Source organism: Citrobacter sp. H12-3-2 (assembly GCF_009649895.1).
In the GTDB taxonomy this organism is placed as follows: Bacteria; Pseudomonadota; Gammaproteobacteria; order Enterobacterales; family Enterobacteriaceae; genus Citrobacter; species Citrobacter portucalensis.
In genome coordinates this window covers 2564525-2579468 of sequence record NZ_CP045837.1, presented here as the reverse complement: position 1 = coordinate 2579468, position 14944 = coordinate 2564525, and the positions used below count along the sequence as shown (strand labels likewise).

Below are 14944 nucleotides of genomic sequence, written 5' to 3'. Positions count from 1 at the left end.
TAATTACAGGTTGCGCATATTGTAATAAGGCACACCTAATTCGTCGGACTTGTCGCTGCCTGCACCCATATGATTGAAATCGAACGGGGACTGATCGTGCGCAGGGGGCATAATCATCGCGTCGCGACTGTTCTGGGTGGCAGGTTGCGCGGTCTGTTCCGCCATGCTCTGGCCCGAAACAATAAACAGCAGGGCCAGCATTGCATAAGACAGAAGTTTCATGATTTCCTCGGTTACGTCGTTAACTGGTGATTAGCAATTACATTGATTGAGTGGAAGCAAATAGCGTGATTCGCCGTGCATATTCGTCATACGGTACTTATGCGGCGGAACATCAAAATAGTTTTTGAATGTCCGGGTCAGCGTCTGCTGAGACTCAAAACCGTAACGCTCTGCCAGATAAAGAATGGGCTCGTTACTCTCTTTTAATTTTTGCGCTATTTCAGTCATTTTACGGCTGCGAATGTATTGACCCAGTGAATGACCGGTTTCTTTTTTAAACATCCGTTGCAGGTGCCATTTGGAGTAACCTGAACGCTCAGACACTTTTTCCAGCGAGAGCGGCGATTCAAGGTTATTTTCGATCCAGTCCAAAATGCTATGAATAGTGATTGTGTCAGTATTGCGTCTGGACATCGTCATACCTCTTTCTGTTTACGGCAGGATTCTCTTAAGCAAGTGCTCAAGTGTGGCTACTTCATCCGCCGTTAAGTTTTTTGTTAGTTCCTGGTGCAGGTCTTGCCCTACTAATTGATGACACTGCTCGCAAATTGCTGCGCCATGCTCAGTGAGTTTCACCAGCACGCCACGCTTGTCATGTGGATTCGGAAGCCTTTCGATCCAGCCTTTACAGGCCAGTCTGTCCAGCATTCGCGTCAGGGCGCCAAGGTCGACAGACAGCACTTTTTTCAATTCGACAGGGGTGATGCACACCGCGCAACGGATGGAGCAGAGCACCTTGAACTGCGATGCCGTGATATCCAGCGGTGACAGATAGTCGTTTAGCAAACGATCTTTTTTCTGATTAACCATATAGATCAAACGACCCAGTGGGATGATTTCGTTAAACAGATCACTGGTGCTTTTCACAATGGTTGCCCTGGCAAGTAGTTAGTCACGGCTGATATTATTGCTTAGGCAAATATAAGTCAAATGAATGAGTCAGCAAATGCCACGTTTTGTTAAATCATCAGACTCAACATCCGATGAGTGAAATTTTAACGATCTGATAATTATGGTTTATACGCGTGGATGAAAAATGAATCCTTACATCGCGAAAATGGCTTATCTCGCGGATTTCACCGTATACTTGCCGTTGACGATTAACGCACAGGAAAGATGACATTATGATGGACTTGTTTAAAGCGATAGGACTTGGGCTGGTAGTCCTGTTACCGTTGGCAAACCCGTTAACCACCGTAGCGTTGTTCCTTGGCCTTGCCGGCAATATGAACAGCGCAGAGCGTAACCGTCAGTCACTCATGGCGTCCGTTTACGTGTTTGCCATCATGATGGTGGCGTACTATGCCGGGCAACTTGTGATGAATACCTTCGGGATTTCGATTCCCGGACTACGTATTGCGGGTGGGTTAATCGTTGCGTTTATCGGCTTCCGGATGCTGTTTCCGCAGCAGAAGGCGCATGATTCTCCGGAAGCGAGAAGCAAGTCAGAAGAGCTGGAAGACGAGCCGACTGCCAATATCGCCTTTGTACCGCTGGCTATGCCAAGCACTGCCGGTCCGGGAACGATTGCGATGATCATCAGTTCCGCGTCAACCGTGCGTCATGGTTCCGAATTTCCGGACTGGGTGATCATGGTTGCACCGCCGATTATTTTTGCGGTTGTTGGGATTATCCTGTGGGGCTGTTTGCGCAGTTCCGGGGGGATCATGCGCCTCGTCGGCAAAGGTGGTATCGAAGCGATTTCTCGTTTGATGGGCTTCTTACTGGTGTGTATGGGCGTGCAGTTTATTATTAACGGCGTGCTGGAAATTATTAAAACCTACGCTTAGAACGCTGTGCCCGGTAATAGTTAATGTTTACCGGGCACATTTTTTACGAATGCTGAGGCTGTTCTTCCAGCGATACCGGCCATTTACGAAAGACAATCACCGACCATATCAACGCGGCAACGGCAGGCACTGCGCCGACGTAACCAATCGTAGACATCGACCAGTGCAAACTCACCTGATTGCCTACCAGCGCACCAGCGCCAATACCGATATTAAAAATACCTGAGAACAGTGCCATTGCGACGTCAGTCGCATCCGGAGCAAGCGCCAGCACTTTCACCTGCATACCCAGACCTATCAGCATGATGGCGACGCCCCAGAAAATACTCAGGACAGCAAGGTGCATTTCGCTGTCAGCAGCGGGAAGTAACAGCACCAGGCATACCGTCAACAGGGCAATGGCACTGCTAATCAGCACTGACGCATGCAGATTCCCCAGCTTACCGAAAATGACGCTACCGACAATTCCCGCGCCACCCAGAACCAGCAATAGCACGGTAGCAAAGTTTGCGCTCAGGCCCGCGACGGTCTGCACAAACGGCTCGATATAGCTGTAGGCCGTGTAATGCGCGGTGACCACAATCACCGTCAGTAGATACAGACTCATCAATGCCGGACGATGGAATAACACCGGCAGGCTTTTTAAAGAGCCGGAGTGCTCACTGGGTAGTTTGGGCAGGAGCTTTATCAGGCAAAGCAAGGTAACTAACGCCCCCATACCGATGGCGAAGAAGGTCGTGCGCCAGCCAAAATACTGACCGACGATACGCCCGATTGGCAGCCCCAACACCATCGCCAGTGCGGTGCCAGTGGCAATCAGGCTGAGAGCCTGTGCACGTTTACCGGCAGGGGCCAGGCGGATCGCCAGCGATGCGGTAATCGACCAGAAAATAGCGTGCGCAAAAGCAATACCAATACGGCTAATTACCAGCACGGTAAAATTCCATGCCAGGAAAGAGAGCACATGGCTGGCGATAAACACAACAAACAGACAGATCAGCAGTTTTCGGCGCTCCACCTGACTGGTAAGTAACATAAAAGGGAGCGACATCAGGGCGACAACCCAGGCGTAGATCGTCAGCATGATCCCGACCTGAGCGGTCTGCATATTGAAGCTTTGTGCGATGTCGGACAGCAAGCCGACAGGGACAAACTCGGTGGTATTGAAAATAAAACCGGCAATGGCAAGCGTAACTACCCGTAGCCACGCGACCTTGCGGGAAACAGTGTCTGTTGTCATATCAAATAAGAGGATTAGCTGCGAAAAGGTAAGGCCACGATCTTAAAACGTTTGCTGGCGAAAATACAATCATTTTGTGATATGGATCTCATTTCATTGGCAGGGCGCCACAATGTGCTGCCGAACATTCCTCGGATTTTTAAGTATTTCAATAATAATGAAATTCCGGGCGTCTGACTTCACCCGGATTTACAGGTATTCATGTTCTTTGAGGATTGCCAGTTACTCCGGGCTCTGTGATAACTGAGGGTTCAACACCTCAATAAACGCTTCCAGCTGACGTGTCATTGCACCTCTGCGCCAGACCAGCCATGTATTCAGCCAGCGCCAGTTCTCGCTTAGCGGCCAGGCGTTGACCTGATGATGCCCTGGCATGCTCTCCAGCATCGATCGCGGGATCAGTGCGATACCCGCGCCGGCAATGACGCAGGCCAGCATGCCATGATATGACTCCATTTCATGAATGGTGCCGGGCATGGCGCGATCGGCATGAAACCAGCTTTCAAAATGGCGGCGATAGGAACAGTTGGCGCGAAAGGCGTAAATACTGCAACCGTTGACGTCGCTGGCCCGCTGAATGGGGGGATGGCCGTGCGGCGTCACGATCATCATCTCTTCACGGTAGACCGGCATTCCTTCAAGTCCCGGATGGGTAATTGGGCCATCGACAAAGGCCGCGTTCAATGTTCCGTCGAGTACGCCGTCCAGCATTGTGCCTGAAGGACCTGTCGCCAGCGCGAACTGAATTTTGGGGTAACGCTGATTATATTCAGCCAGCGTAGCGGGGATGCGAACTGCTGCTGTACTTTCAAGCGAGCCGAGAGAGAAGAGTCCTTGTGGCTCATCCCCGGCGACGACCATCCTGGCTTCCTCAACCAGTGCCAGGATCCGCTGGCTGTAGCGCAAAAAGTTGTGCCCGGATGGGGAAAGCCGCAGGCGCTGGTTTTCACGAATAAACAGATCAACGCCCAGGTCGGCTTCAAGCTGACGTATACGGGTGGTGAGATTGGATGGCACGCGATGCACCTTCGCGGCGGCCTGTGTAATACTGCCAGTCTCCGCGACGGCATTGAACATTTCCAGCTGCGTCAGATCCATAATCTTCTCTATTCGTGAATGGTATGGTTAATATTATTCATTTTTCAGAAAGAGTAAATATGCTCATGATATAACCATACCCTGCGATAAAGAGAGGCACTTATGACTATCACAGCAGCAACACATGCGATTTCCATTGACCCTGCCAGCGGTGAAAGGCTGACGGCGACGCCGTGGGCCAGCGCGGAAGAGATTGATCATGCGCTGAACCTTGCCGCGAATGGCTATAGCGAATGGAAACATACTTCCGTTGAGCACCGTGCGCAAACGCTGCGCCAGATCGGGCAATCTCTGCGCCATCGTGCGGAAGAGATGGCGCAGTGTATCTCACGTGAAATGGGTAAACCCATTAAGCAGGCGCGTGCTGAAGTCGCCAAGTCAGCTGCATTGTGTGACTGGTACGCCGAGCATGGACCGGCGATGCTCAATCCGGAACCTACGCTGGTGGAGAATAATCAGGCGGTGATTGAATATCGTCCGGTAGGAACCATTCTGGCGATCATGCCGTGGAACTTCCCGCTCTGGCAGGTAATGCGAGGTGCCGTCCCGATACTGTTGGCTGGAAATGGCTACTTGTTAAAGCATGCGCCTAACGTAACCGGCTGTGCTGCAATTATTGCGCAGGTTTTCGCTGATGCTGGTGTACCCGCGGGGGTTTACGGTTGGGTTAATGCCGATAACGCTGGGGTCAGTCAGATGATCAATGACCCGCGTATTACGGCGGTAACGGTGACAGGCAGTGTACGTGCTGGGGCGGCGATTGGCGCCCAGGCGGGTGCCGCGCTGAAAAAATGTGTGCTTGAACTGGGCGGCTCCGATCCGTTTATTGTCCTCAATGATGCTGACCTCGATCTGGCCGTTAAGGCGGCAGTCGCTGGGCGTTATCAGAACACCGGGCAGGTTTGTGCGGCAGCCAAGCGCTTTATTATCGAAGAAGGGATTGCGGCAGAGTTTACTTCACGCTTTGTGACCGCTGCGAGCGCGCTCAAAATGGGTGATCCGCTGAACGAAGAAAACGATCTGGGGCCGATGGCGCGATTTGATCTGCGTGATGAGCTGCACCAGCAGGTAGAAGCCACCCTTGCCGAAGGGGCACGGTTACTTCTCGGCGGGGAAAAAATTGCTGGTCAGGGCAATTACTATGCCGTGACGGTACTGGGCGATGTCACTCCAGAGATGACGGCGTTCCGCCAGGAGCTGTTTGGTCCGGTTGCGGCAATTACCGTGGCGAAGAATGCTGAACATGCCTTAGCGCTGGCGAATGACAGTGATTTCGGCTTATCCGCCACGGTGTTCACTGCGGATGAAGCGCTGGCGCAGAAGATGGCGTCACGCCTGGAGTGTGGTGGCGTATTTATCAATGGTTACAGTGCCAGCGATGCCCGCGTTGCGTTTGGTGGTGTGAAGAAAAGTGGCTTTGGCCGCGAACTTTCTCACTTTGGCCTGCATGAGTTTTGTAACGTGCAGACCGTCTGGAAAAACCGCCTTTGATGGTGTGGGTGCCTCCGCTGGGGGCACCTGTCTTATTTCTGCAATTTTTCTGTCATTTACTCTCCGTACACTCGCGGCTAACGCTTTGATACAGAAGAGTAATATGAACATAACGCAAATTTTCCATCGTCTAATACCCCGTCAGTTCGGTCTGTTAACCGGCATTTTTTGCATTATTGCGCTGTTCTCTGTTTTGCAGGTCGTGTCCTCCTTGATGCTCTCGGCCTCAGTCAGCGACGCACAGCATAATGAAGGGCGTAATCAACTCGCGCTTTTGCAGCAGGCAAAGGTCGATGAAGCGCGGGTGGCGTTATTATCTGCCAGCGATTTACTCAACCGTGCGGGAATTTATTTTATGCAGGATGCCGCCACCGGTTCGGACGGGAGTTGGCGTCCGTTAATGGAAGAGGCGTATCGGGCGCTGGCGCAGTCAAAAAGTGCATGGGATGCCTGGCGGGATATGAAGCCGCAGTCGGACCCGGATCTAACGGAGAGCTATCAGCGTTTTTATAGCGGTATTCAGGAGCAGGCGGATGGGCTGATGCAGTCAGGTTCCATTGATGCGTTTTTTGCCGTACCCGTGCAGGCCTTTCAGACAGACTTTAACGGTAATTACGCGCGCTTTCAGCAGGACAGTGGGCGACATGCGGAAGCTGGGCGTCAGCAGCTGTTGACCAGTCTTGAGCGTTTACAGAATCTATTTTTGTTTATTCCTCTGGTGCTGGTGGTTATCGCCTTTCTGGTCTGGCGTAGTATGTTCCGTTGGGTGATTATGCCGCTGCGACGGCTGATCGATCATATCGATATTTTAGCGGCGGGTGATCTTTCTCGGCCAGCCCCGCAGGTGAGTCAGTTTAATCGGGAAGTGACGCAATTAAGTTCGCGTATTGCTGCAATGCAGCAGGGGCTCTGCGCGCTGGTGCGGCAGGTGAATGATGCCACCACCGCAATGGTAGGAAATATCAACGAACTTGCGCAGAACAATAAACAACTATACCAGCAGTCGGCAAAACAAAGTGAAGAGTTGAGCACTGTGACATCGCATATTTCGGTTCTGGAAACGCATGTTGAGGATAACAGTGGCTTTGCTGAACTGGCGAATCAACGCGCAGTGCAGGCGCGTGATATTGCGGCAGGTGGAGACCGAATGATGGCGACGGTAAATGCGTCAATGCAGGCGATTGTGACTCGCTCGTCTGAAATGCGAGGGATTACAACGCTTATCGACAACATTGCATTTCAGACAAATATCCTGGCTCTCAACGCCGCAATTGAGGCAGCACATGCCGGGGAGCAAGGGCGCGGGTTTGCCGTGGTTGCGAAAGAAGTTGGGCTGCTGGCGCGAAAAAGCGGTCAGTCTACGCAAAACATTCAGACACTGATTAAACACTCGTTACAGGGCATTGAAGAGGGCTTTCACGCGGTTAACGGACTGGATAAGAATTTGCAGCAGGTTATCGCACTGGTGGAAAACCTCGGCGCGTTACTGAACGACATTTCGACTGCAACGTTAAATCAGGGGAACAGTATTCACCAGTTAACCCGTCAGCTCCATGTCCTGAACGGCGAAGCCCGACAAACCAGTGATCTGGTGAATGCTGCATCTGATTCTTCCTTACAGCTTCACCATGAATCTAACCAGCTTATGCAGGCCGTGGCCAGATTCCGCCTTCCGGCCTGACGCTGCGTATTCAGCTCTGTTATACTCGCAGGCCTTTCATACCTGCGAGCAAGGAGCATGTTGTGGCCAGGGCCATGGACAATTCAATTTTAGAGACCATTGTGCAGCAGGTTCGTCCGCTGATTGGTCAGGGTAAAGTCGCTGACTACATTCCGGCATTAGCATCCGTCGACGGTTCAAAACTGGGTATTGCTATCTGTACCGTTGATGGACAGCACTATCAGGCGGGAGATGCGCAAGAACGTTTTTCTATTCAGTCGATTTCAAAGGTGCTCAGTCTGGTCGTGGCGATGCGTCACTATCAGGAAGAGGAGATCTGGCAGCGCGTCGGCAAAGATCCTTCCGGTCATCCTTTTAACTCCCTGGTGCAGCTGGAAATGGAGCAGGGTATCCCTCGCAATCCCTTTATTAATGCCGGGGCGCTGGTGGTTTGCGATATGCTGCAAGGGCGTCTAAGCGCACCGCGTCAACGGATGCTGGAAGTGGTGCGGGCATTAAGCGGCGTTTCGGATATCGCCTATGATGCGACGGTCGCGCGATCGGAGTTTGAGCACTCGGCGCGTAACGCCGCTATTGCCTGGTTGATGAAATCCTTCGGCAATTTTCACCATGACGTGCCCACCGTTTTGCAGAACTATTTTCACTACTGCGCGCTGAAAATGAGCTGTGTGGAACTGGCGCGGACTTTTGTCTTTTTGGCAAATCAAGGGCATGCCTTTCATCTTGCGGAACCTGTGGTCACACCCATGCAGGCCCGGCAGATCAATGCGCTGATGGCGACCAGCGGCATGTATCAGAACGCAGGGGAATTTGCCTGGCGGGTCGGGCTTCCGGCGAAATCTGGCGTGGGTGGCGGCATCGTGGCGATCGTGCCACACGAGATGGCGATTGCTGTCTGGAGTCCGGAACTGGATCCGGCGGGAAATTCACTGGCCGGTATCGCCGTGCTGGAGCAATTAACACAACAGCTGGGGCGCTCGGTTTACTGATGAAAACGCTCGATCCTCTTTTTGCCCGGCTGGCGAAATCAACGTTTCGCTCGCGGTTTCGTCTTGGTCAGAAAGAAAGGCAGTATTGTCTGGATAAAGGGGCGCCAGTTATCGAACAACATGCTGCGGATTTTATAGCTAAACGACTGGCACCTGCGTTTCCCGCCAATGATGGTAAACAGACTCCTATGCGTGGTCACCCGGTATTTATTGCTCAACATGCTACGGCGACGTGCTGTCGAGGGTGTCTGGCGAAATGGCATGATATACCTCAGGGTGTAGCGCTAAACGATGAACAGCAACGTTACGTTGTCACGGTTATTTACCACTGGTTAGTGCTCCAAATGAATAAGCCATAGATAACATTATCCTATGATATGCCCCCTTGTGTTGTGTAATTGTTAAAAGCAGTATGAAGGGGTCAATCTAAGGAGAAACCATGGCTTCCGGCAAACCCTGCTTTGTGCTGAGCGCTGCACAGATTCTGTCGAGAATCGACGAGCTCAGCGATGTTCTTGAACAGTGCGTCAATGACGGCGCCTCCATCAGTTTTATGCTGCCCTTTAATCGCGAAAAATCAGAGCCTTTCTGGATGAAGGTCGCGCAAAGTGTTTCTCGCGGAGAACGGATCGTTCTTGGTATGCAGAATGCGCAGGGGGTGCTTGTCGGTACCGTCCAACTCATTATCGATCAACCCGAAAATCAACCTCATCGTGCTGATGTCGCCAAACTGCTGGTTCACCCCTCAGCGCGACGCGGTGGCCTGGCCCGTGAATTGATGAACGAACTGGAAAGTTGCGCGCGTCAACAAGGTAAAACGCTGCTGGTGCTTGATACGGCGACGGGCAGTGGTGCGGAGTTGTTCTACCACAATTGTGGGTGGAAAAAGGTTGGGGTAATACCTGACTATGCCCAAATGCCCAACGGGACGCTGACTGGAACCACACTTTTCTATAAAACGCTCTAATTTGTCGCCGGGGATTGATCAAAACAGGGTTTCAATGTATTAAAGTTTGCTAACCTATTGGACCAATTCAATCAGGTTGTATGACTAATCATAAAGGGAACCCATTGTGCAAACACTAAATCGTCGCGATTTCCCCGGTGCTCAGTATCCTGAACGCATTATTCAGTTTGGTGAAGGAAACTTCCTGCGCGCCTTTGTAGACTGGCAGGTAGATCTGCTCAACGAGCATACCGATCTGAACGCTGGTGTGGTCATTGTTCGTCCTATCGAAAGTTCCTTCCCGCCATCGCTGAGTACGCAGGATGGCCTCTATACCACTATCATTCGTGGTTTGAATGAGAAGGGCGAGGCCGTCAGTGATGCCCGTCTAATTCGTTCAGTTAACCGTGAAATCAGCGTCTATAGCGAATACGATGAGTTCCTGAAGCTGGCGCATAATCCTGATATGCGTTTTGTGTTCTCTAACACCACGGAAGCAGGTATCAGTTACCACGCAGGCGATAAGTTTGACGACGCGCCAGCGGTTAGTTATCCGGCTAAACTGACGCGTCTGCTGTTCGAACGCTTCAGCTATTTTAACGGCGCATTGGATAAAGGCTGGATTATCATCCCTTGCGAACTGATTGATTATAACGGTGATGCACTGCGTGAACTGGTTCTGCGCTACGCTCAGGAATGGGCGCTGCCGGAAGCGTTTATTCAGTGGCTGGATCAGGCCAATGCATTTTGCTCTACGCTGGTGGACCGTATTGTTACCGGCTATCCGCGTGATGAGGTAGCTAAGCTCGAAGCTGAACTGGGCTATCATGATGCTTTCCTCGATACCGCAGAACATTTCTATCTGTTTGTCATTCAGGGGCCGAAGTCATTAGCAGCAGAACTACGTCTGGATAAGTATCCGCTGAATGTCCTGATCGTGGATGACATCAAACCGTACAAAGAGCGCAAAGTGGCGATTCTCAACGGTGCTCACACCGCGCTGGTCCCTGTTGCCTGGCAGGCAGGGTTGGACACCGTGGGCGAGGCGATGAATGACGCTGAGATTTGTGCTTTCGTGGAGAAAGCGATCTATGAAGAGATCATTCCGGTACTGGATTTACCACGTGATGAGTTAGCTTCTTTCGCCAGCGCGGTAACCGGTCGATTCTGCAACCCGTATATAAAACATCAACTGCTGTCGATTGCCCTGAATGGCATGACCAAATTCCGCACCCGTATATTGCCGCAACTGCTGGCAGGGCAACAGGCCAGCGGTAAGCTGCCGGCGCGTTTGACGTTTGCGCTTGCCGCGTTAATTGCTTTTTATCGTGGAGAGCGCAACGGTGAGTCTTATCCGGTTCAGGATGATGCGCACTGGATAGAGCGTTTTCAACAGCTGTGGTCCCAGCATCGCGATCGCCAGATAAGTACCGAAGCGTTGGTCAAATCTGTACTGGGTGTCAAAGAACACTGGGAACAAGATCTGACGCAGGTTTCTGGACTGGTGGAACAGGTCTCTGCCGATCTCGATACCATTCTGGCAAAAGGTATGCGTGAAGCCGTTAAGCCACTGCGCTAAGACGACTACCGACAACCCGGCTCAGGCCGGGTTTTTTGTGGATATGCATTAGTTACAACATACTGTGTGGTTTATATCATAAACCCGGTCTGTAACTTAGGTGCGGCTTCATTTTAAGCAGGGCCAAAGTTGTTGGGATAATGTTGCGATTAACTTGCAACATTGATCGCTATCGCGTCTAATGTGACGGATTTCACATTTTCCCGAAGATAACCATGATCGTTCGTCCCCAACAACACTGGCTGCGCCTGATATTCGTCTGGCATGGTTCCGTATTATCTAAAATATTCTCACGGTTGCTGCTGAACTTCCTGCTCTCCATCGCCGTTATCATCATGTTGCCCTGGTATACGATGTTGGGTATCAAATTTACCCTGGCACCGTTCAGTATTCTGGGCGTGGCGATTGCTATCTTTTTAGGTTTTCGCAATAACGCCTGCTATTCACGTTATGTCGAAGCCCGACACCTGTGGGGGCAGTTGATGATTGCTTCCCGATCGCTACTTCGCGAGGTGAAAACCACCTTACCGGATGACGCCGAACTGGGGCAGTTTGTTCGTCTGCAAATCGCATTTGCCCACTGTTTACGCATGACATTACGTCGAAACCCACAGGCAGAGCCGTTGGCGAAATATCTCAGCGAGAAAGATCTGCAGACGGTATTTGCCGCACAATCGCCAGCAAACCGCATTTTGTTGCTGATGGGGGAGTGGTTGGCCATACGCAGACGTGATGGGCAGCTGTCCGATATATTATTTCATAGTTTAAACAACAGATTAAATGATATGTCGGCAGTACTGGCAGGTTGTGAGCGAATCGCGAATACACCCGTTCCGTTTGCTTATACTTTGATCCTTCATCGCACTGTTTATCTGTTTTGTATCATGCTGCCATTCGCGTTGGTGGTGGATCTTCACTACATGACGCCGTTTATTTCAGTGCTGATTTCCTATACTTTTATCTCGCTTGATGCGCTTGCGGAAGAGCTTGAAGATCCGTTTGGTACTGAGAACAATGACCTGCCGCTGGATGCGATTTGCAATGCAATCGAAATCGATTTACTGCAAATGAACGATGAAACCAATGTGCCAGCAAAACATATGCCGGATAAACATTACCAACTAACTTAGTTTCGTTCTGTTTCCCACCATGCTGGCCGCATATCAGAAAACGAATGAAACTCCGGCGCCAGATCTTCATCATTAGGATCGTCAAAAGCGCCGGCTAAAAGCGCAATGACCGGAGCGTCATCGATGGCGCCCACGGAACTACCGCACTGAGGGCAAAAAGCCCGGCTGGTAGTTTCAGATGAGCGCCAGGTTGTCGGTTTTCCGGCTTTTCCCGTCCATTCTACATTTTCTGCATCAAACTCAATCCAGACGACGGTCGGGGCACCCGTATGTTTCCGGCATATATCACATGAGCAGGTATGGGAATTATTAGGACTGCTGGCAGTGAAGCGGATCGAGCCACACAGACATCCACCAATGTAGACTTTAGACATAACAACCCCCGTCAGAAACATGTGGCAAGACACTAACAGATGCCTGACATAGCCACTAGATCCTTATGATAAAAAGGCGAGGGCGCGCATACTCGGTAGCCCTGTCCTGTGATCTGTCTGATGATAAACGCTTAACTATTGCGTCTGGCAACAATAAACAACCGCGGAAATGCCAGCAAAATATTGCCGTTTTCCTGCAACGGATATTGATCCTGAAGCAGTTCATGGTAGCGAGCCAGGTAATGACGCTGCTCGCTTTCGCTCAAATCCTGCAACCAGGGGCGTAGTCCCGTTGAGCTTACCCAGTCGATAATCGCCTGATGCGAATCCATAATGTGATAATACGTTGTACGCCAGATATCCACATCACAACCCGCTTCGGTTAAAATATCATAGTAGGCGTGAACGCCAGGAAGCGGAGCACGCCCCCGGTCGGGGTAATCTTGTTCATAAGCCACTTCGCGCATCAGTACATGCGTGGGCTCCAGCCAGTTATCCGGCATTTGCACGGCCAGAACGCCGTTGTGACTCAGCTGTGAGACCAAATGTGGGAATAATTCATAGTGATCGGGCACCCACTGTAACGACGCATTTGCATAAAGCAGATCCACGGGATGCTCGGGCTTAAACTGGCTAATATCCGCTTCGATAAAATGGCAGTCAGGTAATGCGTTGCGTGCTTCATTCAGCATAGCAGGTGAAGAATCGACACCTGTTGTCTTTGCCGTGGGCCAGCGCTGATGCAGCAATGCCGTACTGTTTCCCGGACCACAACCAAGATCAACAACTGAGCGGACATTTTCTAACGCCACACGGCTGAGTAATTCTGCTGCGGGTCTTGAACGTTCAGTTGCATATTGCAGATAAAGCGAAGGGTTCCAGTCGGCCATGTATAAATCTCCAGTATGAGAGAAAAAGTCGGAAAAGGACGGTATAAGACCTTGCCGATGAGCCACTTATTTTAGAAGATTATATGAAAATGAATGATAAGGGCAGGAATATGCTGGAAACATCAAGGTTGATATTACGGCAGTGGGAGGCTAAAGACCGAGCCCCTTTTGCTGCACTCAATGCCGATTCTGACGTGATGCGTTTTTTCCCCGCGCCGCTACAGAAAGCTGAAAGCGATAACCTGGCCGATAGATTTAGTGAAGGTATTGCAGAACGCGGCTGGGGATTTTGGGCCGTAGAGCTAAAAGAAACACACCAGTTTGTGGGCTGTGTGGGGTTGCATCCACAACCTGATAAATTTCATTTTTCACCCTGTACCGAAATTGGCTGGCGCCTTGCTAAAGCATACTGGCACCAGGGTCTGGCGTTAGAAGCCGCGCAAGCGAGTCTTGCATTTGCTTTTGACGTACTGGCGCTAAATGAAGTCGTTTCATTTACTTCTGTGCTGAATAAACCGTCAGAGAATCTGATGATACGACTTGGTATGAATAAAACAGAAGAGTTTACGCATCCCGCGTTGCCGCCAGATCATCGATTGGCACAACATGTTCTGTATCGTCTTTGCCGATAATTAATCAGTCTATTTTGCTCCTTTTCTCATATCAGAGAAAATAACTAAGCCAATTCCAGCCAAAATAATGACGCTTGCGAGAAGGATTCTGACGGTAAGCGTTTCGCCCAAAAATAGGATCCCACCGAGAGTGGCCAGACAAGGTACGCTGAGTTGAATAGTACTGGCAGTTGTGGACCTGAGTAAGGGGAGCAATGAATACCAGAGCAGATATGCACCTCCCGATGTAATTGCACCAGAAAGCACGCCCAGAACTAATCCATATATATCAATATGAAGATGAGAGCGGAAGAACAGAGGGATAATCAATGCGACCGGGATTGCCAGGATGAAATTCCCCCCGGTTGAGGCAGCCGCATCCGTGATTTTTTTCCCTGTGATACTATAGAACGCCCAGGCTAACCCAGCAATAACCATCATTATTGCAGCATACAAGGAAGGGCGTTCTGCACCAGGAAGCAGCAATATGGCTATTCCAGCCAATGCTCCGAGTATTCCTGTTATTTTTAAAATTACGAGCTTTTCTCCCTGAGCTATCCCCCATACTGTCATGACGAGCTGAACGGTACCAAAGAGCAGCAGGGCACCAGCACCGGTGCTGAGAGAAACATAGGCAATGGAGAATGAAAAAACATAGATACAAAGGAGCAGGGCATTTAACCACTTGAACTCAAATTTTCTGCTGTCAGATGTTATCGCAATAAAAAAGAAAAGGGCAATTGCGCCACTTATCAACCGGAGGCTGCTGAATGAAATAGCATCAGCATGCATCCCCTTCAATGCGAGTCGGCAAAGTACGGAGTTGCCGGCAAATGCGACCATTGCGATGATGATTCTGATGAGCAAGATAACGTCCTTTAGTCGATACGATAATTAGCGCAA

17 protein-coding genes are annotated in these 14944 nt (G+C 50.7%); 9 read left to right on the top strand and 8 right to left on the bottom strand.

The window, feature by feature from the left end:
• Positions 1-3: 3 nt before the first annotated feature.
• The 3 genes from marB to marR are packed head-to-tail and all read right to left on the bottom strand — an operon-like array spanning position 4 to position 1089.
• Complete coding sequence (gene marB, locus GHC22_RS12310) at positions 4-222, bottom strand: multiple antibiotic resistance protein MarB (protein ID WP_153753099.1); 219 nt, start codon at positions 220-222, stop codon at positions 4-6.
• Between the two features lie 30 nt (positions 223-252).
• The gene (gene marA, locus GHC22_RS12305) at positions 253-636 is read right to left on the bottom strand and encodes an MDR efflux pump AcrAB transcriptional activator MarA (protein ID WP_003032424.1); all 384 of its coding nucleotides are present in this window, start codon (positions 634-636) and stop codon (positions 253-255) included.
• A gap of 18 nt (positions 637-654) precedes the next feature.
• Positions 655-1089: a multiple antibiotic resistance transcriptional regulator MarR gene (gene marR, locus GHC22_RS12300; RefSeq protein WP_042308445.1), complete on the bottom strand. Its 435-nt coding sequence runs from the start codon at positions 1087-1089 to the stop codon at positions 655-657.
• Between the two features lie 257 nt (positions 1090-1346).
• On the opposite strand from marR, the gene GHC22_RS12295 reads away from it, so the two are divergent.
• Complete coding sequence (locus GHC22_RS12295) at positions 1347-2012, top strand: MarC family NAAT transporter (RefSeq protein ID WP_003832936.1); 666 nt, start codon at positions 1347-1349, stop codon at positions 2010-2012.
• Between the two features lie 43 nt (positions 2013-2055).
• Here GHC22_RS12295 and GHC22_RS12290 read toward each other — a convergent pair whose 3' ends face one another.
• Together GHC22_RS12290 and GHC22_RS12285 are read right to left on the bottom strand one after the other, a co-directional pair.
• Entirely contained in the window at positions 2056-3252 is a 1197-nt protein-coding gene (locus GHC22_RS12290) for a sugar transporter (protein ID WP_153753097.1), read from the bottom strand.
• A gap of 222 nt (positions 3253-3474) precedes the next feature.
• Complete coding sequence (locus tag GHC22_RS12285; RefSeq protein ID WP_048214206.1) at positions 3475-4350, bottom strand: LysR family transcriptional regulator; 876 nt, start codon at positions 4348-4350, stop codon at positions 3475-3477.
• A 102-nt stretch (positions 4351-4452) separates the two neighbouring features.
• On the opposite strand from GHC22_RS12285, the gene sad reads away from it, so the two are divergent.
• From sad to GHC22_RS12250, 7 genes are all read left to right on the top strand, one after another.
• The gene (gene sad / locus GHC22_RS12280; protein WP_057067522.1) at positions 4453-5841 is read left to right on the top strand and encodes a succinate-semialdehyde dehydrogenase; all 1389 of its coding nucleotides are present in this window, start codon (positions 4453-4455) and stop codon (positions 5839-5841) included.
• Positions 5842-5944: 103 nt separating this feature from the next.
• On the top strand, positions 5945-7522 hold the full coding sequence (locus tag GHC22_RS12275; protein WP_008784752.1) for a methyl-accepting chemotaxis protein: 1578 nt from the start codon (positions 5945-5947) through the stop codon (positions 7520-7522).
• 62 nt (positions 7523-7584) lie between these two features.
• The gene (gene glsB / locus GHC22_RS12270) at positions 7585-8511 is read left to right on the top strand and encodes a glutaminase B (RefSeq protein WP_003832944.1); all 927 of its coding nucleotides are present in this window, start codon (positions 7585-7587) and stop codon (positions 8509-8511) included.
• A complete protein-coding gene (locus tag GHC22_RS12265) occupies positions 8511-8870 on the top strand; it encodes a DUF4186 domain-containing protein (protein ID WP_008784753.1) in 360 nt (119 codons plus the stop codon). The genes glsB and GHC22_RS12265 overlap by 1 nt, the downstream gene beginning before the upstream one ends.
• Before the next feature lie 80 nt (positions 8871-8950).
• The gene (locus GHC22_RS12260) at positions 8951-9478 is read left to right on the top strand and encodes an N-acetyltransferase (RefSeq protein WP_153753095.1); all 528 of its coding nucleotides are present in this window, start codon (positions 8951-8953) and stop codon (positions 9476-9478) included.
• Between the two features lie 106 nt (positions 9479-9584).
• Entirely contained in the window at positions 9585-11036 is a 1452-nt protein-coding gene (locus GHC22_RS12255) for a tagaturonate reductase (protein ID WP_153753093.1), read from the top strand.
• 215 nt (positions 11037-11251) lie between these two features.
• A complete protein-coding gene (locus GHC22_RS12250) occupies positions 11252-12166 on the top strand; it encodes a bestrophin family protein (RefSeq protein WP_048235395.1) in 915 nt (304 codons plus the stop codon).
• Here GHC22_RS12250 and GHC22_RS12245 read toward each other — a convergent pair.
• Together GHC22_RS12245 and tam are read right to left on the bottom strand one after the other, a co-directional pair.
• Complete coding sequence (locus GHC22_RS12245) at positions 12163-12540, bottom strand: GFA family protein (RefSeq protein WP_003832953.1); 378 nt, start codon at positions 12538-12540, stop codon at positions 12163-12165. The two genes, GHC22_RS12250 and GHC22_RS12245, sit on opposite strands and share 4 nt — an antisense overlap.
• A 131-nt stretch (positions 12541-12671) precedes the next feature.
• Complete coding sequence (gene tam, locus GHC22_RS12240) at positions 12672-13430, bottom strand: trans-aconitate 2-methyltransferase (protein ID WP_057067518.1); 759 nt, start codon at positions 13428-13430, stop codon at positions 12672-12674.
• Positions 13431-13540: 110 nt separating this feature from the next.
• On the opposite strand from tam, the gene GHC22_RS12235 reads away from it, so the two are divergent.
• Positions 13541-14062, top strand: a complete 522-nt coding sequence (locus GHC22_RS12235; RefSeq protein WP_048226507.1) for a GNAT family N-acetyltransferase — start codon at positions 13541-13543, stop codon at positions 14060-14062.
• Positions 14063-14071: 9 nt separating this feature from the next.
• Here the strand turns inward: GHC22_RS12235 and GHC22_RS12230 are convergent, their stop codons facing one another.
• On the bottom strand, positions 14072-14908 hold the full coding sequence (locus GHC22_RS12230) for a DMT family transporter (protein ID WP_153753091.1): 837 nt from the start codon (positions 14906-14908) through the stop codon (positions 14072-14074).
• Between the last annotated feature and the right edge of the window lie 36 nt (positions 14909-14944).